This is a genomic window from Sphingomonas koreensis, from assembly GCF_002797435.1.
GTDB classification, from domain to species: Bacteria; Pseudomonadota; Alphaproteobacteria; order Sphingomonadales; family Sphingomonadaceae; genus Sphingomonas; species Sphingomonas koreensis.
The window spans coordinates 1514532-1536190 of sequence record NZ_PGEN01000001.1 but is presented as its reverse complement, the minus strand read 5'-3'; the positions used below and the strand labels follow the sequence as shown (position 1 = coordinate 1536190).

22 protein-coding genes are annotated in these 21659 nt (G+C 67.4%); 11 read left to right on the top strand and 11 right to left on the bottom strand.

Translation table 11 applies throughout. From position 1 onward, the window contains the following. Positions 1-13: 13 nt before the first annotated feature. From pgeF to lgt, 4 genes are read right to left on the bottom strand one after another with little or no spacing between them, the layout of a single operon-like run. On the bottom strand, positions 14-796 hold the full coding sequence (pgeF, locus tag BDW16_RS07180; protein ID WP_066580256.1) for a peptidoglycan editing factor PgeF: 783 nt from the start codon (positions 794-796) through the stop codon (positions 14-16). Next, entirely contained in the window at positions 793-1308 is a 516-nt protein-coding gene (locus tag BDW16_RS07175) for a GNAT family N-acetyltransferase (RefSeq protein ID WP_066580253.1), read from the bottom strand. The genes pgeF and BDW16_RS07175 overlap by 4 nt, the downstream gene beginning before the upstream one ends. After that, on the bottom strand, positions 1305-2366 hold the full coding sequence (locus BDW16_RS07170) for a class I SAM-dependent methyltransferase (protein WP_066580251.1): 1062 nt from the start codon (positions 2364-2366) through the stop codon (positions 1305-1307). The genes BDW16_RS07175 and BDW16_RS07170 overlap by 4 nt, the downstream gene beginning before the upstream one ends. Continuing rightward, positions 2366-3262 carry a prolipoprotein diacylglyceryl transferase gene (gene lgt / locus BDW16_RS07165; protein WP_066580249.1) on the bottom strand — a complete coding sequence of 299 codons (897 nt, stop codon included), beginning with the start codon at positions 3260-3262 and terminating at the stop codon, positions 2366-2368. Before lgt ends, BDW16_RS07170 begins: the two co-directional genes overlap by 1 nt. Before the next feature lie 228 nt (positions 3263-3490). On the opposite strand from lgt, the gene BDW16_RS07160 reads away from it, so the two are divergent. The 3 genes from BDW16_RS07160 to phbB are packed head-to-tail and all read left to right on the top strand — an operon-like array spanning position 3491 to position 7464. After that, positions 3491-5713, top strand: a complete 2223-nt coding sequence (locus BDW16_RS07160; RefSeq protein ID WP_066580247.1) for a xanthine dehydrogenase family protein molybdopterin-binding subunit — start codon at positions 3491-3493, stop codon at positions 5711-5713. Then, the gene (hemH, locus tag BDW16_RS07155; RefSeq protein ID WP_066580244.1) at positions 5710-6711 is read left to right on the top strand and encodes a ferrochelatase; all 1002 of its coding nucleotides are present in this window, start codon (positions 5710-5712) and stop codon (positions 6709-6711) included. Before BDW16_RS07160 ends, hemH begins: the two co-directional genes overlap by 4 nt. 30 nt (positions 6712-6741) lie before the next feature. After that, positions 6742-7464, top strand: a complete 723-nt coding sequence (phbB, locus tag BDW16_RS07150) for an acetoacetyl-CoA reductase (RefSeq protein WP_066580242.1) — start codon at positions 6742-6744, stop codon at positions 7462-7464. A 146-nt stretch (positions 7465-7610) separates the two neighbouring features. On the opposite strand, the gene BDW16_RS07145 is transcribed toward phbB, so the two are convergent. Then, the gene (locus tag BDW16_RS07145; RefSeq protein ID WP_066580240.1) at positions 7611-8147 is read right to left on the bottom strand and encodes an outer membrane protein; all 537 of its coding nucleotides are present in this window, start codon (positions 8145-8147) and stop codon (positions 7611-7613) included. Between the two features lie 215 nt (positions 8148-8362). Continuing rightward, positions 8363-8746 carry a glycine zipper 2TM domain-containing protein gene (locus BDW16_RS07140; RefSeq protein ID WP_066580331.1) on the bottom strand — a complete coding sequence of 128 codons (384 nt, stop codon included), beginning with the start codon at positions 8744-8746 and terminating at the stop codon, positions 8363-8365. A 389-nt stretch (positions 8747-9135) separates the two neighbouring features. Between BDW16_RS07140 and BDW16_RS07135 the strand changes: the two genes are divergently transcribed. After that, on the top strand, positions 9136-10125 hold the full coding sequence (locus tag BDW16_RS07135; RefSeq protein WP_066580239.1) for an esterase-like activity of phytase family protein: 990 nt from the start codon (positions 9136-9138) through the stop codon (positions 10123-10125). A gap of 146 nt (positions 10126-10271) precedes the next feature. On the opposite strand, the gene rpmB is transcribed toward BDW16_RS07135, so the two are convergent. Next, the gene (gene rpmB / locus BDW16_RS07130) at positions 10272-10562 is read right to left on the bottom strand and encodes a 50S ribosomal protein L28 (protein WP_066580237.1); all 291 of its coding nucleotides are present in this window, start codon (positions 10560-10562) and stop codon (positions 10272-10274) included. A 161-nt stretch (positions 10563-10723) separates the two neighbouring features. Between rpmB and BDW16_RS07125 the strand changes: the two genes are divergently transcribed. Both BDW16_RS07125 and BDW16_RS07120 read left to right on the top strand, forming a co-directional pair. After that, a complete protein-coding gene (locus BDW16_RS07125) occupies positions 10724-11008 on the top strand; it encodes a hypothetical protein (protein WP_066580235.1) in 285 nt (94 codons plus the stop codon). A 130-nt stretch (positions 11009-11138) separates the two neighbouring features. Continuing rightward, positions 11139-11567 (top strand): nucleoside deaminase, encoded by a 429-nt coding sequence (locus tag BDW16_RS07120; protein WP_083954378.1) that lies wholly within the window; start codon positions 11139-11141, stop codon positions 11565-11567. Between the two features lie 104 nt (positions 11568-11671). On the opposite strand, the gene BDW16_RS07115 is transcribed toward BDW16_RS07120, so the two are convergent. Next, positions 11672-12340, bottom strand: a complete 669-nt coding sequence (locus BDW16_RS07115; protein ID WP_066580232.1) for a YiaD family glycine zipper/OmpA-like lipoprotein — start codon at positions 12338-12340, stop codon at positions 11672-11674. Between the two features lie 130 nt (positions 12341-12470). Here BDW16_RS07115 and BDW16_RS07110 point away from each other — a divergent pair, with 130 nt between their 5' ends. Continuing rightward, positions 12471-13778 carry a hemolysin family protein gene (locus BDW16_RS07110; RefSeq protein WP_066580231.1) on the top strand — a complete coding sequence of 436 codons (1308 nt, stop codon included), beginning with the start codon at positions 12471-12473 and terminating at the stop codon, positions 13776-13778. Positions 13779-13830: 52 nt separating this feature from the next. Here BDW16_RS07110 and BDW16_RS07105 read toward each other — a convergent pair whose 3' ends face one another. Together BDW16_RS07105 and purD are read right to left on the bottom strand one after the other, a co-directional pair. Further along, on the bottom strand, positions 13831-14043 hold the full coding sequence (locus BDW16_RS07105) for a hypothetical protein (protein ID WP_066580229.1): 213 nt from the start codon (positions 14041-14043) through the stop codon (positions 13831-13833). Positions 14044-14103: 60 nt separating this feature from the next. Beyond that, positions 14104-15372: a phosphoribosylamine--glycine ligase gene (purD, locus tag BDW16_RS07100; RefSeq protein WP_066580228.1), complete on the bottom strand. Its 1269-nt coding sequence runs from the start codon at positions 15370-15372 to the stop codon at positions 14104-14106. Between purD and xseA the strand changes: the two genes are divergently transcribed. Genes xseA through BDW16_RS07085 form a run of 3 tightly spaced genes read left to right on the top strand, consistent with a single transcriptional unit; the run spans position 15371 to position 17860 of the window. Continuing rightward, positions 15371-16750: an exodeoxyribonuclease VII large subunit gene (xseA, locus tag BDW16_RS07095; RefSeq protein ID WP_066580227.1), complete on the top strand. Its 1380-nt coding sequence runs from the start codon at positions 15371-15373 to the stop codon at positions 16748-16750. The genes purD and xseA overlap by 2 nt on opposite strands. A 28-nt stretch (positions 16751-16778) precedes the next feature. After that, positions 16779-16982: a DUF2093 domain-containing protein gene (locus BDW16_RS07090; RefSeq protein WP_371836711.1), complete on the top strand. Its 204-nt coding sequence runs from the start codon at positions 16779-16781 to the stop codon at positions 16980-16982. Beyond that, the gene (locus tag BDW16_RS07085; protein ID WP_066580223.1) at positions 16979-17860 is read left to right on the top strand and encodes a M23 family metallopeptidase; all 882 of its coding nucleotides are present in this window, start codon (positions 16979-16981) and stop codon (positions 17858-17860) included. Before BDW16_RS07090 ends, BDW16_RS07085 begins: the two co-directional genes overlap by 4 nt. Before the next feature lie 6 nt (positions 17861-17866). Here the strand turns inward: BDW16_RS07085 and BDW16_RS07080 are convergent, their stop codons facing one another. Further along, entirely contained in the window at positions 17867-18382 is a 516-nt protein-coding gene (locus BDW16_RS07080) for a hypothetical protein (RefSeq protein WP_066580222.1), read from the bottom strand. Positions 18383-18645: 263 nt separating this feature from the next. On the opposite strand from BDW16_RS07080, the gene BDW16_RS07075 reads away from it, so the two are divergent. Continuing rightward, positions 18646-21642, top strand: a complete 2997-nt coding sequence (locus BDW16_RS07075; RefSeq protein ID WP_066580221.1) for a TonB-dependent receptor plug domain-containing protein — start codon at positions 18646-18648, stop codon at positions 21640-21642. Positions 21643-21659 lie beyond the last annotated feature (17 nt).

The following is a 21659-nucleotide window of genomic DNA, read 5'->3' as shown; positions in this document are numbered from 1 at the left end:
TCGCACCAACGCTTCAACCGGTCAATGAGACCAATGTAATCTGGCGGCCGTAATCGGGCTCTGCGCGATGGGTGGCGCGGCGGAAGCTGTAGAAGCGGTCGGGCTGCGAATAGGTGTCCTCGCCCAGCGCCTCGACCGTGCGAAGGCCGGCGGCGGCGAGGCGGTGGACGACATACGCCTCGAGATCGAACTGGTGATGGCCAGCGCGGCCCGGGGTGAAGAAGCGGTCGTTGGCGGGGTCGAACTCGGCGAAGCGCGTGCGGAAGCCCTCGTCCACCTCATAGCTGGCGCGGGCGATGCACGGGCCGACCGCGGCGACGATGTTCTCGCGCCGGGCGCCGAGCGCTTCCATCGCGGCGATGGTCGAGTCGGTGACGCCGCCGAGCGCGCCCTTCCACCCGGCATGCGCGGCGCCGATCACACCGGCCTGGCGGTCGGCGAAGAGGACGGGGGCGCAATCGGCGGTGAGGATGCCGAGAGTGAGGCCGGGGCGGTTGGTGACGAGCGCGTCGGCGTGGGGGCGGAGCGCGTCGGTCCAGGGTTCGATCACGGTGACGGCGTCGGCGCTATGAACCTGGTAGAGGCCGACCAGCTCGGTGCCCGGCGCGACCGCAGCGATGGCGCGGCGCTGGTTCTCGATCAGCTCGGGCGTCGGCGGGCGGCCGCGGCGGCCCATGTCGAGGCTGGCGGTCTCTCCGGTCGAGACTCCGCCGCGACGGCCGAGAAAGCCGTGCGCGATGCCGTCGAGGGCGCGGGCGCGAACAATTTCGACGGCTTCTTCGACGGGTTCGGTCACAGGTCCAGCTTCATGATGAGGTCGCGGTCGATCTTGTCACCGACGGGAAAGGGATAGTCGCCGATATGGACGAAGCCATATTTCGCATAGAAGCGAATCGCGCGGGCATTCTCCTCGAACACGGTGAGCAGCATCGCGCGGGCGCCGCCGGCGCGGGCGGTGGCGATGCTCCAGTCCATCAGCGCCTGGGCGATGCCCCGGCCGTGCCAGTCATAGTCGATATAGAGCTGGCCGAGCTGGGCCTCGTCCGGACCGGCTTCCTTGAGCCAGGGCGGGACGAGCTTGGCATAGCCGACGATCCGCCCTTCGGCGCGGGCGACCCGCCAGGTCACCGCGGGATCGGCAAGGTGCGCGCGCAGCTTGCCGGTGGGGCCATAGGCCTCGGCCAGATAGGCGTGGAGATCGGCGGGCGTGTAGCCGTGCGCGAAGGTGCGGCGCCACGATTCCTGCGCCATCGCGTCGAGGGCGTCGGCGTCGGCGAGCGTGGGGGTGTCGTAGGTGATCGTCGTCATTCGAATCCTGCCGGGACGGGCCAGCCGGGGGCGGTGAGGGCGATGACCTTGAACAGATCGCCCATCGCCTCGTCGCCCGTCAGGCGGTCGCGCGCGGCGGCGATGTCTTCGGCGCGGTCGGGCGAGGCCTTGGCGAGTGCCTCGGCACGCGGACCGATGCCGAGTGCGCCCAGGAACGCGCCCTGCGTGACCGGGCCGTGCGCGACGAGACCCTCGACACGCGCCGCTTCGATCAGCGTGCCGAAATCGACATGGGCGGTGAGATCGGCCTCGCCCGGATCCTCGAACGGATTGGCATATTGGTGGCCGCGCACCGCCTGTAGCGTGTCGCCGATCGCCGGACCGGCATAGCCATAGTCGATGATGATCGCCGCGCCGCCCTGTGCCAGCAATTTGGCCGCGAGCGCGCGCAGGATCGCGACGCTGGGCGGCGAGGTTTCGAGGATCGAGCCGTCGGGCGCGTCGCGGAACTGTTGCGGGATGATCGGATCGAAGATGGTGTTGCCCACCACGGGGAGGAACAACGTGTCCTGACAGGCGACCAGCCGTTCGCGCCAGCCATCGACCGTCTTGACGAGCTGGCGGATCGGAAGCGCGTCGAAGAACTCGTTGGCGACCACGAGCAGGGGGGCGTCGTCGGGCAGGCCGACGATGCTCATCGTCCATTCGGCGCCGGGAACCTGTTTGGCCTGTTCCGCGCGCAGCGCCGGGCTGTTCTCGACGAAATGGACTGGCGGCCTGAGGCCCGCGCTGCCCATGGCGCGCAGCGCGTCGGCGGCGAGCGTGCCACGGCCCGGGCCAAGCTCGACATAATGCGCCGCGGGGCGCCCGGCGCGGTCCCAGAGATCGGCGAGCGCAAGGCCGACCAGCTCGCCGAACATCTGGCTGATCTCGGGCGCGGTGGTGAAGTCGCCGCGCGCGCCGAGCGGATCGCGGGTGGCGTAATAATGCGTGTTCGCCGCACCCATGAACTGCGAGAGCGGGATCGGCCCGGCCATGGTGATGGCGCGGGCGATCCGTTCGGGGAGCGGGCCGTCTTCGGTCTGCGCGTCGGACATCAGGCGATGCTGGGGCCGCCCGCGAACGGCTCGACCCGCTCACGCCGCTTCTTGGCGGTGGCGATCAGATAGAGGCCGCCGAGGATCATCGGGATGGTCAGCAGCTGGCCCATGTGCAGCCCCGGCGTCGCGAAGATCGTATCGGCGAACTGGCGATCATATTCGCGGAAGAACTCCACGAAATAGCGCGACAGGCCGTAGCCGAGCAGGAAGGTGCCGACGAGCTTGCCGGGCTGATAGCGCGCGTCGGTCTTCCAGAACATGAACCACAGGACCAGGCCGAGCAGCAGGCCTTCGAGGCCCGCTTCGTAGAGCTGGCTGGGGTGGCGCGGGACGAGGCCGCCGGTCCGCTCGAACACGATACCCCAGGGCATATCGGTGGGGCGGCCCCACAGTTCGGCGTTCACGAAGTTGGCGAGACGGCCGAAGAACAGGCCGAAGGGGACGCAGCAGGCGACATAGTCATGGACGCGCAGCCAGTTGAGCTTTTCCTTGCGGCACAGCCACAGGATCGCGACCGTCACGCCGATCACGCCGCCATGGAAGGACATGCCGCCGTCCCACAGCCGGATGAGCTTGAGCGGATCGAGCAGCAATTCGGTCTGGTAGAACATCGCATAGCCGAGCCGGCCGCCGAGGATGATGCCGAGCGTCGCGTAGAACACCATGTCGTCGGCATGGCGCCGCGCCATCGGTGCGCCCGGCTGGGCGATCAGCTTGAGCAGATACCACCAGCCGATCAGGATGCCGGCGATATAGGCGATCGAATACCATTTGAGCTCGAAGAAGCCGATCTTGAGCAGGACCGGGTCGAGACCGAGCTGGCTGAAGTGGATATGATTCGCCGTGTCGAAGACGGGGCCTGCGGCGGCGGCGGCGGCAGTGGACAGGATCAAGTGCGTGGCTCCCGAAGGGTTCGCGGCTGTCCTATCCGTATATCACGGCAAACCCAAGAGGACGGGTCCAGTTTCAGCCGTGCGGACCTGCAAGGCGCGATGTGGGGGTGGTGCGTCCGTACTTCTTCGTTACCCCGGCCTTGTGCCGGGGAACGGTTTGGGAGAGCGGCTCGAGCGAAGCCGGGGTGCCGATTGCCGATCCCCGGAAGCGCGGGTAGAGCGGCTGGGATGGAGCGAACGGGCAAGGGCATTGATCGGCGCACGCTGCTGATCGGCGGCGGTGCTGGGATCGGGCTGGTACTTGCCTGGGCCGTGTGGCCGCGTGCCTATGTTCCGAACCTGTCGGTCCGCGACAAGGAAACCGCGTTCGGCGCCTGGCTCAAGATCGCGGAGAACGGGCAGGTCACGGTCGCGATCCCGCAATGCGAATATGGGCAGGGCGTGTTCACCACCTTGCCGCAGCTGCTGGCCGACCAACTGGGTGCAGACTGGCGGATGGTCGGGGTGGAGCAGGCGCCGCTCAATCCGATCTATGCCAATTCGCTGGCGCTCGACGCCTTGTTCCCGGGCGTATTCCCCGAGCGGCTGAAGCGGATCTGGGCCGAACGCAATCTGGCGATGCTGACCGGCGGATCGACATCGATGCGCAGCTTCGAAACGCCGCTGCGTTCGGCGGGCGCCGGCGCGCGCGCGCTGTTGTGCAAGGCGGCGGCGCGGCGCTGGGGCGTCGACTGGCAGGAATGCGACACCGCCAACGGACATGTCGTGCATGACCAGAAGCGCCTGCGGTTCGGCGAGCTGGCGGCGGAGGCGGCGGGCGAGAAACTGCCGGACGATCTGCCGTTCCGCGAGGGGGAGACCGGGCGTCTGACGGGCACGCCCGCGCCGCGTCTGGATGGCCCGGGCAAGGTCGATGGCAGCGCGAACTTCGCCGCGGATATCCGTCTGCCCGGCATGGTCTTCGCGGCGCTGCGCCAGGGGCCGATCGGGACGGTGAAGCTCGCCGCGATCGACGAGGCTGCCGCAGCGAAGGTGCCGGGCATGCTGCACATCGTGAAGAACGAGCTGTGGGTGGCGACGGTCGCCAACAACTGGTGGGCGGCGAGCCAGGCGCTCGACGCGATCAGCCCGCGCTTCGAGGTTGCCGCAAAGGTCGAGAGCGAGACGATTCAGGCCGCGCTCGATGCGGCGCTGGAAAGCGATGGCGAGCGGATGGCGTCCGCCGGCGATCTGGCACCGGTGTTCAAGGACGCGCGGGTGGTTGCGGCGGAGTATCGCGTCGGGCTGGCGCTGCACGCCGCGATCGAGCCGATCTGCGCGACCGCGGTCTGGGAGGAGGGCCGCGTGCGGCTGTGGCTACCGACCCAGGCTCCCGGCTTCGCGCGCGATGCGGTGGCGAACGTGCTGGGGGTCAGCGCGAGCGACGTGGTGATCCATCCCATGCTGGCAGGCGGATCGTTCGGGCAGAATCTGGAGCATCAGGCGGCGGCGCAGGCAGCGCTGATCGCGCGCGAGGTCAAGAAGCCGGTGCAGCTCATGTGGTCGCGCGGCGAGACGTGCGTGCAGGACCGCTTCCGTCCGCCCGCGGTGGGACGCATGACCGCGCGGCTGGGAGCGAACGGAAGCATCTCCGGCTGGCTCGCCAAGATCGCGGCGCCGAGGACCGGGCACGAGCTGGCGCGGCGACTGACCGGCGGAGGCGGCGCGACCGGCGCCGCGCTGGCGACGGGCGGGATCGGCGATGCCGCGGCAGTCGCAGGCGCGCGCCCGCCCTATCGAATCCCGGCGCTGGCGATCGATCACCACCCGGTGGAGATCGTCGTGCCGACCGGATACTGGCGATCGGGCGCGCATAGCTACACCGCCTTCTTCACCGAGAGTTTCATCGACGAGCTCGCGCATGTCGCGGATATCGAGGCGTTCAGCTTCCGCATCGCGATGCTGGGCGGCGAGCCGCGGCTGGCGCGGTGCCTGTCCACCGTCACCTCGCTGGGCGGGTGGCAGGGCGGGCTGCCGGGCAGCGGGCAGGGGCTGGCGTGCCATGCGTTTGGCGGCAGCTATATCGCGGTGATGGCCGAGGCATCGGTCGGCGGCGACCAGCGCGTGCAGGTCGACCGGCTGATCGCCGCGGTCGATTGCGGGCGGGTGGTCAATCCGAGCGTGGTCGAGCAGCAGATCGAGGGCGGGCTGATCTTCGGCATGGCCGCAGCGCTGGGCGCGACGACCGGGATCACGGCCAACCGGCCCGAGGCACGCAGCTTCCGCGACCTGGAACTGCCGCGGCTGGCCGATTGCCCGCAGATCATGGTCGAGCTGATCGCGAGCGATGCCGATCCTGGCGGAGCGAGCGAGCTGGCGGTGCCGCCGGTCGCGCCGGCGATCGCCAACGCGCTCTATGCCGCGACCGGCGTGCGGCTACGTCAGCTTCCGCTGATTCCGGGTGGCGAATGATTCCGTCTGAACATCCTTCCGTCCCTGCGCCGCGCGTGGGGGTTCTGCTGGTCAATCTCGGCACTCCCGATGCACCGACCCCCTCGGCGGTGCGGCGATATCTGGCCGAGTTTCTGTCCGATCCCCGCGTGGTCGAGATTCCGCAGATCGTCTGGCAGCCGATCCTGCGCGGCATCATCCTGCGCACGCGGCCGAAGAAGTCGGCGCACGCCTATCAGCAGGTCTGGACCGATGAGGGGTCGCCGCTCGCCGCGATCACCGCGCGGCAGGCAAAGGCGTTGCAGGCGGCGTGGCCGGATGTGACGGTCGACTGGGCGATGCGCTACGGCAATCCGGCGATCGGCGACAAGCTCAGGGCGATGAAGCATGCGGGCTGCGAGCGCATCCTGATCGCGCCGCTCTACCCGCAATATTGCGCAGCGACGACCGCGACCGCCAACGACGCGGCGGCGGCTGCGCTGGCGACGATGCGCTGGCAGCCGGCGGTGCGGACGCTGCCGCCCTATCATGACGACCCGGCCTATATTGCTGCGCTCAAGCAATCGGTCGAGGCGCAGCTCGCCGCGCTCGACTTCGAGCCCGAGGCGATCGTCGCGAGCTTTCACGGGATGCCGCAGCGGACGCTCGAGCTCGGCGATCCCTATCACTGCCATTGCATGAAGACTGCGCGGCTGCTGGGCGAGGCGCTGGGGAAGAAGCTGACGATCGCGTTCCAGTCGCGCTTCGGGCGGGCGAAGTGGCTGGAGCCGGCAACCGATACGGTGCTGGCCGGTCTGCCGGGCAAGGGCGTGAAGAAGGTCGCGGTGGTCGCGCCGGGCTTTTCCGCCGACTGCCTCGAGACGCTGGAGGAATTGGCGATCCGCGGGCGCGAGAGTTTCGAGGCGGCGGGGGGCGAGCGCTTCGCCTATCTGTCATGCCTGAACGATAGTGAGCCCGGCATACTCATGTTGCGCAACATTATCGCAAGGGAGCTTGCGGGCTGGGCGGCGCTTGCCTAGCCTCTGGTTCAACCAATCTAGGAGAGGTTCATGGCACGGGTAGCGATCGTAACCGGCGGCACGCGCGGGATCGGCGAGGCGATCAGCGTAGCGCTCAAGGACATGGGGATGACGGTCGCGGCCAACTATGCCGGCAACGACCAGCGCGCCGCGGAGTTCACCGAGCGGACGGGGATCAAGGCGTTCAAATGGGACGTCGCCGACTATGACGCGTGCCAGCAGGGCGTGGCGGATGTCGAGGCGGCGCTGGGGCCGGTCGATGTCGTGGTCAACAATGCCGGCATCACCCGCGACGGCACGATCCTGAAAATGACCTACCAGATGTGGAAGGAGGTCATGGACACCAACCTGGGCGGTTGCTTCAACATGGCCAAGGCGACCTTCCCCGGCATGCGCGAGCGCAAATGGGGACGGATCGTCAACATCGGATCGATCAACGGCCAGGCCGGGCAGTACGGCCAGGTCAACTATGCCGCGGCGAAAAGCGGCATCCACGGCTTCACCAAGGCGCTGGCGCAGGAAGGCGCGCGTGCGGGGGTGACGGTGAACGCGATCGCGCCGGGGTATATCGACACCGACATGGTCGCGGCAGTGCCGGCGGAAGTGCTCGAGAAGATCGTCGCCAAGATCCCGGTCGGGCGGCTGGGCCAGGCGAACGAGATCGCGCGCGGCGTGGCGTTCCTGTGTTCGGAAGAGGGCGGGTTCGTCACCGGATCGACGCTGAGCATCAACGGCGGGCAGCATATGTACTGACGGCGTCAGCGCGGGCTGTGCCGTGCTGAGGATCCAAGGGAATCGCGGCCGCCGGCACCCAGACCTAAAAAAGGCCGGCTTCCGCGAGGAAGCCGGCCTCTTCTGTCTCGTGCCGCGTGGTGCTGTCCGAGCGCGGCACCAGCACCTTAGAAGCGCACGCCGAGGCCGGCGACGGCCTGGTGGCGCGTGACATCGGCTTCGTAGTTCGAATAGCGATACTCGACCTTGCCGAAGAAGTTCTGGCCGAACTTGTGCTCGACGCCGGCGCCGAGACGGATGCCGTCGCCATTCTCGTTGCCAACGGTGCTCTCGATGCGGGCGTTGGTGTAGCCGACCTTGCCGTAGACCGCGGTGTTGCCGAGCACATAGCCGAGACGGCCACCGGCGTAGAGGTCGCGGCTCGCCGAAGCGACGACGGTGTTGCCGACCTTGAGTTCGGCCGAGGATTCGGTGACTTCGCCCTCGATGCCGAACAGCACGTTGCCGCGCTGCAGGTCGTAGCCGAGGTTCACGCCATAGGTGACGCCATCGGGGTTATCCACGCCCGAGGTGTTGAGATCGAGCTTGTCGTAACCGACAACGGCCGAAACATGCGCGCCGTTGAAGGGGGCTGCCTCGTCCTGAGCGAAAGCCGGGGTTGCGGCGGCGGTCAGGGCGGCAAGCGCCAGAGCAATCTTCTTCATGGTATTCTCAATTCCTTTTTACAGTCCCGGGCGCGTGTTCTCCGCGCCTCGGGAGGCGCGCATCTGGGTGGCGAATGTGGCGGAAACAAGCGCTAAGCCGTTCGAAATGAGGGATTGGCGGCAGAGTGTTGCTTAAGTGATACACTTGGTGTCGGTTGCAAGTAAGGCCGGCTCTCGGGCGAGAGCCGGCCTTTCTGTTTCAGCCCGCCAAGGAGTTAGCGGCGGCAATAGCCCGGACGGTCCGACCGGTCGATTTCGCGGCCGGCGATGGCGCCGACGGCACCCCCGAGGATCGTGCCGAGCGTACGATCGCCGCGGCCGGCGATGGCGTTGCCTGCGAGGCCGCCGGCGATCGCGCCGACGATCGTGCCGCCGTCGCCATCGTTGCACTTCTCGCGCGCGCGGTAGCGGTTGTTGTAGTAGCGGCGGTCGCCACGGTCATAGCGGCGATAGTCGCGATAGCCGCGGTCGCGATCATATCCGCGATAGTCGCGGTCGCGATACTCATAGCGGCCCTGCGCGGCGGCAGGTGCGGCGGGGATCAGCGCGGTACCGGTCATCGCCAGCGCGGCGCCGATCAGGGAAAGCTTCTTGAACATGGTCTTCTCCTTGTTCTGCCGTTTCGTGCGATGCGGCCCTGTGCCGCCATCGTTGAACATGGGATTCGCACAACCGGGTTGAGCCTTGTCTGAATGTGCCGGTTATCTCCCGTTCAGCGAACGGCGCTGCATGGCAGCAGGCGTGCGGGTTCGAAGGGAAATGGCCGGTGCGGGAAAGAACCCGAGGGGGGAAGCGCCCGTCCCCGATACGCAACGCGGGGAAACACGGGCAGGGTGCCATCAACGCGCACCGGCTGTTCGGCGGGGGCGCCGCATGCGACGCGACCCGTTGGAAGTGCCTCTAGATGAACGGGATTGAGCGCTGTCTGAACGCGGCCGTTATCTGAGGTTCAGCTTTGCGGCGCAAATCGGGCCGCTATTAGGGCGCGATGCGTATCCTGCTTTCTGTCCTGCTGATCCTGCTGTTCGTGCCGAGCTGGTCGGGGGAACCGCGGCTGGCGCTGTTTCCGCCTACGGCGGAAATGGCGGCGCACCGCGCGGTGATCGATCCGCTTGCCCCCGGGCGGGTGAAGCTGGGGGGGCTGACCTTTCTGGGCGGGGTCTATCTTACCGGACCCGCGCCCGCGTTCGGCGGCTTCTCCGCCATGATGGTCGAGGGCGATCGCTTCACCCTGCTGAGCGATGGCGGCAACATCCTCAGCTTCCGCATGGGCGCCGACTGGCAGGTGCGCGAACCGCGTTTCGCCAACCTGCCCGATGGACCGGGGACAGGTTGGCGGAAGGAAGATCGCGACAGCGAATCGCTGACGCACGATCCCGCGACGGGGCAACTCTGGATCGGATTCGAGCGCGCGAACGAAATCTGGCGCTTTGCGCCGGGTTTTGCACGGGCGGAGGCACGCGTCGCACCGCGGACGATGGCCGGGTGGCCGGTGAATGGCGGCGCCGAATCGCTGGTGCGGTTGCGCGACGGCGGCTTCATCGTGCTGGCCGAGGATCAGGATGTGAAGCGCAACGGCGTGGAACTGACCGACGTCAAGACAGGGCTGTGGTTCGCGGGCGACCCGACTCAGCCGAGGCAGCGCAGCTTCGCGTTCGGCTATCGCCCGCCCAAGGGGTTTCTGCCCACCGATATCGTCGAACTGCCTGACGGGCGGCTGGCGGTGCTCAACCGCAAGGCATCGCTACGCGAGGGGTTCACTGCAGTGCTGGCGCTGATCGATCGCGATGCGGTGCAGCCCGGCCGAATCGTCACCGGACGGGAAGTCGCGCGATTCGCGGCGCCCGTGGTGCATGACAATTTCGAAGCGATCGCGGCGGTGCGCGAGGGTGATTCGACGATCCTGTGGATCGCGTCGGACGACAACCAGCTGTTTCTGCAGCGCTCGCTGCTGCTCAAGTTCAGGCTGGACGTTTGACGGAGGGCGGCACGGGCCCGGCTCCCCGTGGAGATCGTTCGGAGCGAGGGGCGATCGGGCAGCAGGCTGAACCCGAACCCGCATAACGCCGAACGGCCCGCATCCCTTGCAGGAGCGGGCCGGTCGGTACAGCGAACCCGAAAGGGTCAGGCTGCGGCGATTGCCTTCTTGGCGACTTCGCGCTTGAGGCGGCGTGCCTTGAGCGAAAGCTTCTCGTCGCTGGTCTTGAGCAGCCAGTTGTCGAGGCCGCCATTGTGCTCGACCGAGCGCAGGCCGTGCGTCGAGACGCGCAGACGGATCGAGCGCTCAAGCGCTTCGGACATCAGCGTGACGTTCTGCAGATTCGGCAGAAAAGTCCGCTTGGTCTTGTTATTGGCGTGGGAAACGTTGTGACCCACCTGCCGGCCCTTGCCGGTCAGCTCGCAAATGCGCGACATCAGCTTGATCCTAGGTTTATGCCTGTTCCGGTAGCCCCGGAAAGTGGGGCGCAGTACCGGGGCAGAGGCTTTTCGTCAACCTCGTTCCCGGCCCCCGATGCAACTTCGATGATCGATCGCGCGTTATTTCGCAAACGATTCGATTTGAGGAGACCCGAGCCATGCGTGCAATTCTGGCGATACTGGTGCTGGCCGCGGTGGCGGTCGTGGCGATGATCTCGCTCGGCATGCTCAACGTCAACATGCAGCCGGGCAGCCTGCCCAGCGTGAAACTGGAGGGCGGCCAGCCGCCCGCGGTGAAGGCCGATGTCGGTGAAGTCGGCATGGGCTATACCAACAAGACGATCCAGGTGCCGACCGTGGTGATGGAGAACAAGGTGATCCAGGTGCCGGTGGTGGAGGTGGAGAAGGCGAAGCCGGCCGAGCCCGCCGCCAAGGCGCGCTAATCCTTGATAGGGTGCGCCTGCCGGCGCTGCACCACGGCACCGGCGGTTCCGAGCAACGCCCGATTCGCATGGCATAGCCAAGCCGGATCGCGCGGGGCATAGCGGGGCGATGTTTCCGCTGCCCGAACCGATGCGCGCCGCGCTGGATGCCGCCCGTGATGCGGCGAAGGCCGGCGAGGTGCCGGTGGGCGCGGTGGTGATGCGGGGCGAGACGGTGGTCGCGATCGCGGCCAACGCTCCGCGAACCCTGCACGACCCCACCGCGCATGCCGAGCTGCTGGCGATTCGCGCGGCGGCAAAAGCGCTTGGCCGCGAGCGGCTGGAGGATTGCGACCTTTGGGTGACGCTGGAGCCCTGCGCGATGTGCGCGGGGGCGATCAGCCATGCCCGCATCGCGCGCGTCTATTACGGCGCGAGCGACCCCAAGGGCGGCGCGGTCGAGCATGGCCCGCGCTTCTTTGCCCAGCCGACCTGCCATCACCGGCCCGAAGTCTATTCGGGGATCGGTGAGGGCGAGGCGGGGGCGCTGCTCAGGGAGTTCTTCGCGGCGCGCAGGTGAGCTTTCCGGTTCTGCGATGCAGACCGGGTACCGCACCGCCCTCCGCAGCCTTTCCATCGATGCATCGCATCGCCGGAACCTCGGGCCGGTGCGGCCCTCGCAACCTAGCGCCGGTCGCTGTCGCGGACGGGAACGATCTTGATCTCGACGCGGCGATTCTGGGCGCGGCCCTCGACCGTGTCGTTCGAGGCGATCGGCTGGGTCTCGCCATAGCCGAGCGCTTCGAGGCGGGCCGATTCGACGCCGCGCGAGACAAGGTAGCTGGCGACCGAATCGGCGCGGCGTTCGGACAAGGCCTGATTGTAGGCGTCCGATCCGGTCGAATCGGTGTGACCGTACACATCGACATAGGTCTGGTTGTAGCGGTCGAGCACGTCGGCGACCTTGTCGAGGGTCGGGCGGAACTGCGGCTGGATCGACGAGCTGTCGGTCGCGAAGGTGATTCCCGACGGCATCGAGAGGATGAGATCGTCGCCCTGGCGCATCACCTCCACATCGGAGCCGGCGGTGCGCTCGCGGATCTCGCGCTCCTGACGGTCCATATAGCTGCCGATCGCAGCGCCGCCGATCGCACCGATGCCCGCGCCGAGGATCTTCTCGGTCCGGTCGCGCCGCCCGCCGACGATGTCGCCGAGCAGATAGCCGCCGAGCGCGCCGCCGAGCGCGCCGATGCCGGCCTTGGACATCCGCTGTTCGCCGGTCACCGGATCGGTGACGCACGCGCCGGTCAGCGTGAGCGCGGCGATTGCGGGGATAAGGGGCCAGTTACGCATGGGGGTCCTCCAAGTCTGTTCTACGCCAACAAAATCATCCGAAAGCGGCGTTGTTCCGCCTTCGCATCGAGCCGCCAATGCGCGCGCCATTGTGAAACCCACCTGAATATGGCTATGAGGCCGCAGGCCAATGGACCCGCTTCCCCCATTTCCCTGGATCGACGTTGCGATCATCCTGGCGCTGGTCGCGCTGAACGGTGTCTTCGCCATGTCGGAGCTCGCCATCGTCTCGGCGCGCAAGGCGCGGCTGGAGGCGCTGGTGCGCGCGGGCAAGCGCGGCGCGCAGACCGCGATCGACCTTGCCGCCGATCCCGGCAAGTTCCTGTCGACGGTCCAGATCGGCATCACGCTGATCGGCATCATCGCCGGCGCCTATTCGGGCGCGAGCCTGGGCATGCCCACTGCCGCGCGGATCGAGGCGCTGGGCGTCGATCACGAGACCGCCGAGACGATCGGCTTCGCGATCGTCATCGCGCTCACCACCTATGCTTCGCTGATCGTCGGCGAGCTGGTGCCCAAGCAGTTCGCGCTGCGCTCGCCCGAGCCGATCGCGGTGCTGGTGGCGACGCCGATGAAATGGCTGGCGCGACTCACCGCACCCGTCGTCTGGATCCTCGACCGGAGCAGCAGCCTCGTTTTCCGCCTGCTCGGCATGAACCGCGAATCGGAGAATCGCGTCACCGCCGAGGAACTGCACATGCTGGTCGCCGAGGCGACGCATTCGGGCGTGATCGAGGAACATGAGCGCTCGATCATCTCCGGCGTGGTCCGGCTTGCCGACCGCCCGGTGCGCGAGGTGATGACGCCGCGCACCGAGGTGGAATGGATCGACGCCAATCTGGATGAAGCTGCGATCCGCACGCTGCTCGCGCAGACGCCGCACACGCGGCTGCCGGTGGCCGAGGGGTCGGTCGACGCGGTGGTCGGCGTGGTGCAGGCACGCGACGTGGTGACGGCGCTGATCCGCGGCGAACCGCTCGACCTGCGCGCGCTGATGCATTCCGCGCCGGTGCTGCCCGATCAGGTCGATGCGATGGACGCTTTGGGATCGTTGCGCCGCGCAGCGGTGCCGATGGGCTTCGTCCATGACGAATACGGGCATTTCGAAGGGATCGTGACCCCGGCCGACCTGCTCGCCGCGATCGCGGGCGAGTTCGTGTCCGACGCGGACCCGGGCGACAGCCGCTCGATCGTGGTGCGCGATGACGGATCGCTGCTGGTTTCCGGCCAGCTCGCCGCCGACGCGCTGGCCGAGCGGATCGGGATCGAGCTGCCCGAGGACCGCGACTATGCGACCGTCGCCGGGCTCGCGCTCGCGGTGCTCAAGCATTTGCCCAAGGAGGGCGAGAGCTTCTCCGAGCAGGGCTGGCGCTTCGAGATCGTCGACATGGACGGGCACAAGATCGACAAGCTGCTGCTGAGCGAGATCCGGGACTAAGGCCGGGGCTGAATACAAGTCGCAGCTTTTCCTGGCCGGCTGCCTTCCCGACCTAGGGTTCTGGCGGGCGTGTCTCACCTTCCACGATCTCGTTATTCCCCTCCAGCTCGGCGTCGGCCTCTTGCCGCTTGCGGCGCAGATGGCGGCCCCAGATCAGGATGGCGATCGCGCCGAGCGCGCAAAGGCCGATCACCACGAAGTGCGTGGTCGTCACCCAGGCGAACGGATCGCTGGTGAGGGAAATGGATTGCGCGTTGTCGGCCATCGTCCGCCCTGGTTGGGAAAGCGCAAGCCTATCCGATGGTTAAGCCTTGTGAAAGCCCGGTCAGCCCCGCTCGCGCGCCACCTCGCGCCAGCCGATGTCGCGACGGGCGAAGCCGGTGGGAAAGTCGATCGCATCGACCGCGCGATAGGCGGCGGCCTGCGCTTCGGTGACGGTCGCGCCGGTGGCTGTGACGGTGAGGACGCGGCCGCCCGCGGCGACGAGCTGGCCGCCGTCCAGCTTCGTGCCGGCCTGGAAGACCTGCGCGCCGGTTTCCTCCGCCGCGTCGAGGCCGTCGATCGCGCCGCCCGTCTGCGGCGTGCCGGGATAGCCCTTTGCCGCCATGACGACGGTGAGCGCGGTCTCGGCACCGAAACGGGGGGCTTCGCGGCCGGCGAGTTCGCCGGCTTCGGTGGCGAGCATCAGCTCGAGCAGGTCGCCCTCGAACCGCAGCATCAGCACCTGGCATTCGGGATCGCCGAAGCGGGCGTTATATTCAATCAGCTTGGGGCCGTTGCGGGTGAGCATGAGCCCGGCATAGAGCACGCCCGAATAGGGGGTGCCGGCCTTGGCCATGCCGGCAATCGTCGGCTTGATGATCGTCTCGATCGCTTCGGCTTCGAGCGCGGGGGTCAGCACCGGAGCGGGGCTGTACGCGCCCATGCCGCCGGTATTGGGGCCGGTATCGCCGTCGCCGACGCGCTTGTGATCCTGCGCCGAGCCGAAGGTGACGAAATCGGTGCCGTCGGTCAGGACGAAGAAGCTGGCTTCCTCGCCCTCCAGAAACTCCTCGATCACGGCTTCGCCGCCGGGCTTGTCGAAGATCGCGGCGATGGCGGCGTCGGCTTCCTCGTCCGTCATGGCGACGGTGACACCCTTGCCCGCGGCAAGGCCGTCGGCCTTGATCACCACCGGGCGGGGGAAATCGCGGGCGAGCGCGAGGCGCGCGGTTTCGAGGTCGGCGACGCGGATATAGCCGGCGGTCGGGATATTCTCCCGCGCGCACAGATCCTTGGTGAAGCCCTTCGACCCTTCGAGCTGGGCGGCGGCCTGGCTGGGGCCGAACACGCCATAGCCGGCGGCGCGCAGGCTGTCGGAAAGGCCATCGACCAGCGGTGCCTCGGGGCCCACCACGACGAAGCCGATCGCATGGCGCTCGCAGAAGTCGATCACGGCGGCATGATCGGTCAGCGTAACGTCGTGGCAGGCCGCATATTTGGCGATTCCGGGGTTGCCGGGGATCGCATGAAGGCTATCGAGCCGGGGCGATTGCGCGAGCTTCCAGGCGAGCGCATGTTCGCGGCCACCGGACCCAAGCAACAGGACGTTCATGTCAGACCCCTTCGACGATCAGTTTCCGCCGCGGCTCGTAGCCGAGGGGCGGGAAGGGGACAACGCTGCTCCGCTGTCGGTCGGCGAATTGTCGCTGAAGCTGAAGCGGATGGTGGAGGGCGAGTTCGGCCATGTCCGCCTGCGCGGCGAGATTTCGGGGTTCAAGCGTGCGGCGTCGGGCCATGTCTATCTGGCGCTGAAGGATGCCGATGCGGTGATCGACGCGGTGATGTGGCGCGGCCAGGCCGATCGCCTGCCGTTCCGCCCGCAGGACGGGATCGAGGTGGTCGCGACCGGCAAGCTCACCACCTATCCCGGCCGGTCGAAATACCAGATCGTGATCGAGCGGATGGAACTGGCGGGCGAAGGCGCGCTGATGGCGTTGCTGGAGAAGCTCAAGGCCCAGCTGGCCGGGGAGGGCCTGTTCGATCCGGCGCGCAAACAGCCATTGCCGTTCGCCCCGCAAACGATCGGCGTGGTGACGTCGCCGACCGGCGCGGTGATCCGCGACATTCTCCATCGGCTCGCGGATCGTTTCCCGACCCATGTCCTGGTGTGGCCGGTGAAGGTGCAGGGCGAGGGCGCCGCGGCCGAAGTGGCGGCGGCGGTGCGCGGGTTCGACGCCATGCCGGCGGATGGCCCCGTCCGGCGGCCCGATCTGGTGATCGTCGCTCGCGGTGGTGGGTCGATCGAGGATCTGTGGGCGTTCAACGAGGAGGTCGTGGTGCGCGCGGTCGCGGCCTGCTCGATCCCGATCATCTCGGCGGTCGGGCACGAGACCGACACGACGCTGTGCGACCATGCCGCCGACGTGCGCGCGCCGACGCCGACCGCGGCGGCGGAGATCGCGGTGCCGGTGCGCGCCGAGCTCGCCAATGCCGTTGCGACGATGGGCCTGCGCGCCGAGCGCTATGCGCGTCGCTATCACGAGCGGGCGGGCGAGCGGCTGGCGGCGCTGGTGCGCGTGCTGCCGCGGCGCGACGCGCTGCTGGGGCCGCAGCGCCAGAAGGCGGACGATCTGGGCGCGAAGCTCGACCGCGCGCTGGAACGGCGGGTGACGGCGGCGCGCGGGGTGCTCGACCGGGCAGCGGGCGCGCTGCGGCCGGCGGTGCTGGAGCGCAAGCTCGACACGCTGCGCCATCGGCTGGACGGGGCGGGCAAGCTGCTCGACGCGGTCAATCCCGACAATCTGCTCCAGCGCGGCTATGTGCGCGTTGGTGCGAAGGCGAGCGGCAAGGTGGTGGCGAGCGCGGCGGATGCGCGGGCGGCGGGGGCCGTGACGCTGCATTTCCGCGACGGTATCGTCGATGCGCGGGTTGAGCGCAGCGGCGCCAAATCCTATGCTGGCGACAAGCCCGAACAGCCCGACCTGTTCTGATCCGTTCATAGCCGAAGCGAGTACCGCCATGCTGATGTCGTCCAACACCGCCCGCCCGGCGCGGCTCCATTATATGGCGAACGGCTTTCGCGTATTGGTGCCCGGCGACCATGTCGTCTGCGCGGTGAGCGGCGAGAAGATCCCGCTGGATGCGCTGCGCTACTGGAGTGTCGCGCGACAGGAAGCCTATGCCACCGCCGAGATCGCAACGCGCGCCCTGATGACGCCATGAAGGCGGCGGGGGGGCTTGTCATCGCCGGGGCCGTCCTCGCTGCGATAGCGGCGGGCGGCATGGCGCCGGTTCCGGCAGCGAACGGGCAGGCACGGCCGGCACCGTCGCGCAACGCGTTCAGCTTCGACGGGCCGATGATCCAAGGCGGCATGGTGCTCGGTACCGCGCCGGCACTGACCAGCCGGATCGTCTTTCAGGGGCAGGAGGTGCCGGTCGCGGCGGATGGCCGCTTCCTGATCGCATTCGACCGCGACGCCGGCCCCGCTGCGACGATCGTCGCCACGCGCGTGGACGGCAGCGAGATCCGCCGCACGCTTTCGGTCCAGCCGCGCGCCTGGCGGATCGAGCGGCTCAATACGCTTCCGCGTATTTCGCAGCCGAGCGCCGAGTTCGAGCGGCGGCGGCCGGGCGAAGTGGCTCAGATCAAAGCCGCGCGCGAAATCCGATCGCCGTCGCAGGGATGGCGCCAGCGCTTCATGTGGCCGGTGACCGGCCGCATATCCGGCCTGTTCGGGTCACAGCGCGTCTACAGGGGCGAGCCGGGATCGTACCATTCGGGCGTCGATGTCGCGCGCCCGACGGGGACCGCGGTGCTCGCCCCCGCCGACGGCGTGGTGATCCTGGCGACCCAGGCGCCCTTCACCCTGGAGGGCAAGCTGCTGATGCTCGACCACGGCATGGGGCTCAACAGCGCATTCCTGCATCTCTCGCGCATCGACGTGAAGGCGGGGGACGTCGTGCGCCGCGGCCAGACGATCGGCGCGGTGGGCGCGACCGGCCGCGCGACCGGTCCGCATCTTCACTGGGGGATGCGCTGGCGCAATGCGAAGATCGACCCGCTGCTGATCGCGGGATCGATGCCGGTGGCGGTGGACTGAAGGCCGTCAGTCCACGCGCTTGACGCGGACCGACCGCTTGCCGCCAAAGCTCGCCATGTAGCTGCCCATCGCGGCGCGCTTGATTTTGGCATAGTCGCCCGTGCGGGGGGGGAAGACCGCGGGTTCGATCGTCTGCCAGCGCGATTCGTCCTCGATCCGCACCAGCCAGCGATCGCGTTCCGCCCTGCTCACGCTAACGACCTTGCCGGTGAGTTCCTTGAGCTCTTCCTCGCCATCGTCCCCGCTGCCGAACAGCTCGATCCTCGGCAGGCTGAACCCGAACAGCGAACGCCGGGTCTTCTGAATCTCGGCGCGTTCGAGGACCACGACTTCCTTGTTGTCGCGGGCGCGGACAAAGGCTTCGGCGGTCCTGTCGAAACAGGAGAGGCGGGCCGCGGAATCGGCGATGCCGCGACAGGCGGCCAACGCGTCGGCGGGGTTGGTGCCGGTTGCCTCCTGGGTGCCGGCAGACACGCCCGAGACGGCGGCGAAGACAAGCAGCAGGGCAGGCGTTCCGGACATCGATCTCTCCGAGCGAAGGGCAAGGGCGGCGCGACACTAAACCAGCCGGAAGCTGACGCAAAGTCGCTGAAAACTATAGAAATTACATCAGGTTGGTTCCATGTGTGACGATTTTATCACGATGTCGCGCAAACTGTCTTGCCCTCGCATAACACCATTGTGAGCAACCGGCGGGGCGAATTATGGAATGGGGATGTTGCGCAGAGTTACTCCTGCGCAGCGCCACGAAGGCGGAAAACCGCCATGACAAGGGGTGCTCATTGATGGTTTCATTCACTCGCACGCGTCTGCTCACGTCGACGTTGCTGCTGACCGGTGCGATTTTCGTCGCGCCGGCGCAGGCCCAGGAAACGCCCGCTGCCGAATCGCCGGCTGAAGAAGTGGTCGTCACCGGCACGCTTATCCAGCGTCCCGACCTCGAGATTTCGAGCCCGGTCACGGTTGTCGGCGCTGAAGAGATATCCTTCAAGCAGCCGAACACGGCCGAAGACCTGCTGCGTGACCTGCCGGCGGTTCGCCCGGCGCTTGGCCCGGCGGTCAACAACGGTGGTGACGGCAGCTCGCAGGTCGATCTTCGCGGTTTGAACCAGGCCGGCACCAACACGTCGCAGCGCACGCTGGTGCTGCTCGACGGCCGTCGCATCGTGCCGTTCGGCCTCGACGGCTTTACCGACCTCAACAACATTCCGATCGCGCTGGTCGAGCGAGTCGACGTGGTCACCGGCGGCGCTTCGACGGTCTATGGCGCCGACGCCGTCGCGGGTGCGGTCAACTTCGTCACCAAGCGCGACTTCCGCGGCATCGACGTGTCGACGAACTATCGCATCGCCGAGCGCGGCGACGGGATGCAGTTCCGCGCCGACCTGGTGATGGGCGCCGGTTTCGACGACGATCGCGGCAACGTGGTGCTGGCGTTCGGCTACACAGACCGCAAGCCGGTCTTCTCGACCAACCGTGAAGTCGGCCGCTTCCCGCGCTCGATCACAAACGGTAACTTCCAGGGCGCGACCGCGGCGGTGCCGACGATCCTGCAGGGTTCGCCCAGCAACGCCGCGCTGGGCCTGGCACCGGGCGACTTCGGCGCAGTGTTCGATCCGGCGCTGGGCGCGTTCCGCACCGGTCTGCAGTCCGACACGTACAACACCAACGAATTCCAGTACGTGCAGGCGCCGCTCGAGCGCTTCAACGCCTTCGTGCAGGGTCGCTACGAGATCACCGAAGGCATCGAGGCCTATGCCAGCGGCATGTTCACGCGCAACTCCGCGCGTATCCAGCTTGCCTCGACCGGTACGTTCAGCAACCCGTTCGTGATTCCGATCAGCAACGCCTATCTGCCGGTTCCGGCCCGCAACCAGTTGTGCGGTGCGATCGGCCTGACGGCGGCGCAGTGCGTCGCGGCGGCCAACGCCACCTCACGCAACGATCCTAACTATCGTGAGGTAGCGGCATCGCCGGGTCGCCGCATCGTCGAGTTCGGCGCACGCGGCAACCAGGTCGATTCGAACATGTTCCAGATGCAATTCGGTCTGCGCGGGAACATCACCGAGACGCTGCGTTACGACGTGTTCGCGCAATATGGCGAGACCACGCAGAACCAGACGCGTGAGAATTGGGGCTCCTACAGCCGCTTGCAGCAGGCGCTGCTTTCGCGTCGCGATGCCGCTGGCAATCCGGTCTGCTACGACACGAGCAATGGCTGTGTGCCGATCAACCTGTTCGGTCCGCTGGGTTCGATCACCACGCCGATGCTGACGTTCATCGACCTTGATGCGCAGATCCGCCGCGTGATCAAGCAGAGCGTGGTCGGCGCCAACCTCTCGGGGGATCTGTTCGGGCTCAAGAGCCCGTTCTCGGAAAAGGCGGCGGCGTTCTCGGTCGGCGTTGAGCGCCGCGTGCTTTCGGCCCGCAGCCAGCCCGATCAGCCCTCGCAGATCCAGAGCGAGGTGCTGGGCACCGGCGCGCGCATCCCGCCCGACTTCGGCCGGATCGAAGCGAAGGAAGTGTTCGGGGAACTCATCATCCCGCTGGTAACCGATGCCCCGTTTTTCCATGATCTGACTGTCGAAGGCGGCATCCGCTACTCCGATTACAGCACCACTGGCGGCTCCACCACGTGGAAGGCCGGCGGCACCTGGGAGCCGGTGCAGGGATACAAGCTGCGCGGCATGTACCAGGTCGCGATCCGCTCACCCAACATCCAGGAGCTGTATCAGTCGCCGGTCACGGGTCTGAGCAACCTTAATCCCGATCCTTGCCAGGCGAGCCAGCTCCCTTCGGCAGCGGCAAACCCGTCCCTGGCCGCCCTGTGCGTCTATACCGGCGCGCCGTCGGGAACGATCGGTCAGATCCCGTCGCCGACCTCGGGCCAGATCAACTCGACCACCTCGGGTAACGTGAATCTGGACGTTGAGCGGGCCAAGACCTTCACGGTCGGCGCGGTGCTTCAGCCCGACTTCCTGCCGGGCTTCGCGCTCACGGTCGACTATTTCAACATCAAGATCGAGGACGCGATCAGCAACCCGGCGGTTGGCGACATCCTGAACGGCTGCTACTCGACCACGCTCAACCCCAGCCAGACGCCCAACGCGTTCTGCGACCTCATCCGTCGCAGCCCGAACAACGGCTCGCTCAATGGCGCGGGCGAGACCCCCGGCGTGATCCTGTCGGGCTCGAACCTCGGCAAGATCGAAACCGCGGGTATCGATTTGGGCGTGTCGTATCGCTATAGCTTCGGCGAGGACAGTGCGCTGCGGTTCAGCTTCAACGGCACGTGGCTCGATTATTACCACTTCCAGGCAACGCCGAACTCGATCAACCGTGACTGCACGGGCTATTACAGCACCAACTGCACCAACCCGCGCGCCGAGTGGAAGTGGAATACGCGCCTGACGTACTCGCAGGGCATCTTTGATGTCTCGCTGATGTGGAATCACATCTCGAGCGTTCGCCTTGAGCCGGCGGCTCTGCCGCAAGCACAGCGTCCGCCGTTGAACGTGCCGCAGACTGCGGGTCCGAACCCGGCGACGATCTTCGACGCCTATGAGCGGATACCGGCCTATAACTGGTTCGATCTGTCGATCGCGGCCGAGTTGAACGAGAATTTCTCGATGACGTTTGGCGTCGAGAACCTGTTCGACAAGGCGCCGCCCGTGGTAGGCGCGACGATCGGCGGCACCGCGTTCAACAATGCGAACACCTTCCCGTCGATCTACGACACGATCGGCCGGACCTTCTCGGTGAGCGGTCGCCTCAAGTTCTGAGACGAACGGCCGAAACG

Coding starts and splice junctions, on each gene's coding strand:
- BDW16_RS07110 (WP_066580231.1), top strand. CDS start 12,471: ATGGACCCGCTTCCCCCATTTCCCTGGATCGACGTTGCGATCATCCTG.
- phbB (WP_066580242.1), top strand. CDS start 6,742: ATGGCACGGGTAGCGATCGTAACCGGCGGCACGCGCGGGATCGGCGAG.
- BDW16_RS07125 (WP_066580235.1), top strand. CDS start 10,724: ATGCGTGCAATTCTGGCGATACTGGTGCTGGCCGCGGTGGCGGTCGTG.
- rpmB (WP_066580237.1), bottom strand. CDS start 10,562: ATGTCGCGCATTTGCGAGCTGACCGGCAAGGGCCGGCAGGTGGGTCAC.
- BDW16_RS07175 (WP_066580253.1), bottom strand. CDS start 1,308: ATGACGACGATCACCTACGACACCCCCACGCTCGCCGACGCCGACGCC.
- purD (WP_066580228.1), bottom strand. CDS start 15,372: ATGAACGTCCTGTTGCTTGGGTCCGGTGGCCGCGAACATGCGCTCGCC.
- BDW16_RS07080 (WP_066580222.1), bottom strand. CDS start 18,382: ATGTCCGGAACGCCTGCCCTGCTGCTTGTCTTCGCCGCCGTCTCGGGC.
- BDW16_RS07085 (WP_066580223.1), top strand. CDS start 16,979: ATGAAGGCGGCGGGGGGGCTTGTCATCGCCGGGGCCGTCCTCGCTGCG.
- BDW16_RS07105 (WP_066580229.1), bottom strand. CDS start 14,043: ATGGCCGACAACGCGCAATCCATTTCCCTCACCAGCGATCCGTTCGCC.
- BDW16_RS07090 (WP_371836711.1), top strand. CDS start 16,779: ATGCTGATGTCGTCCAACACCGCCCGCCCGGCGCGGCTCCATTATATG.
- BDW16_RS07140 (WP_066580331.1), bottom strand. CDS start 8,746: ATGTTCAAGAAGCTTTCCCTGATCGGCGCCGCGCTGGCGATGACCGGT.
- BDW16_RS07115 (WP_066580232.1), bottom strand. CDS start 12,340: ATGCGTAACTGGCCCCTTATCCCCGCAATCGCCGCGCTCACGCTGACC.
- BDW16_RS07145 (WP_066580240.1), bottom strand. CDS start 8,147: ATGAAGAAGATTGCTCTGGCGCTTGCCGCCCTGACCGCCGCCGCAACC.
- BDW16_RS07120 (WP_083954378.1), top strand. CDS start 11,139: ATGCGCGCCGCGCTGGATGCCGCCCGTGATGCGGCGAAGGCCGGCGAG.
- BDW16_RS07075 (WP_066580221.1), top strand. CDS start 18,646: ATGGTTTCATTCACTCGCACGCGTCTGCTCACGTCGACGTTGCTGCTG.
- BDW16_RS07160 (WP_066580247.1), top strand. CDS start 3,491: ATGGAGCGAACGGGCAAGGGCATTGATCGGCGCACGCTGCTGATCGGC.
- hemH (WP_066580244.1), top strand. CDS start 5,710: ATGATTCCGTCTGAACATCCTTCCGTCCCTGCGCCGCGCGTGGGGGTT.
- BDW16_RS07135 (WP_066580239.1), top strand. CDS start 9,136: ATGCGTATCCTGCTTTCTGTCCTGCTGATCCTGCTGTTCGTGCCGAGC.
- BDW16_RS07170 (WP_066580251.1), bottom strand. CDS start 2,366: ATGTCCGACGCGCAGACCGAAGACGGCCCGCTCCCCGAACGGATCGCC.
- xseA (WP_066580227.1), top strand. CDS start 15,371: ATGTCAGACCCCTTCGACGATCAGTTTCCGCCGCGGCTCGTAGCCGAG.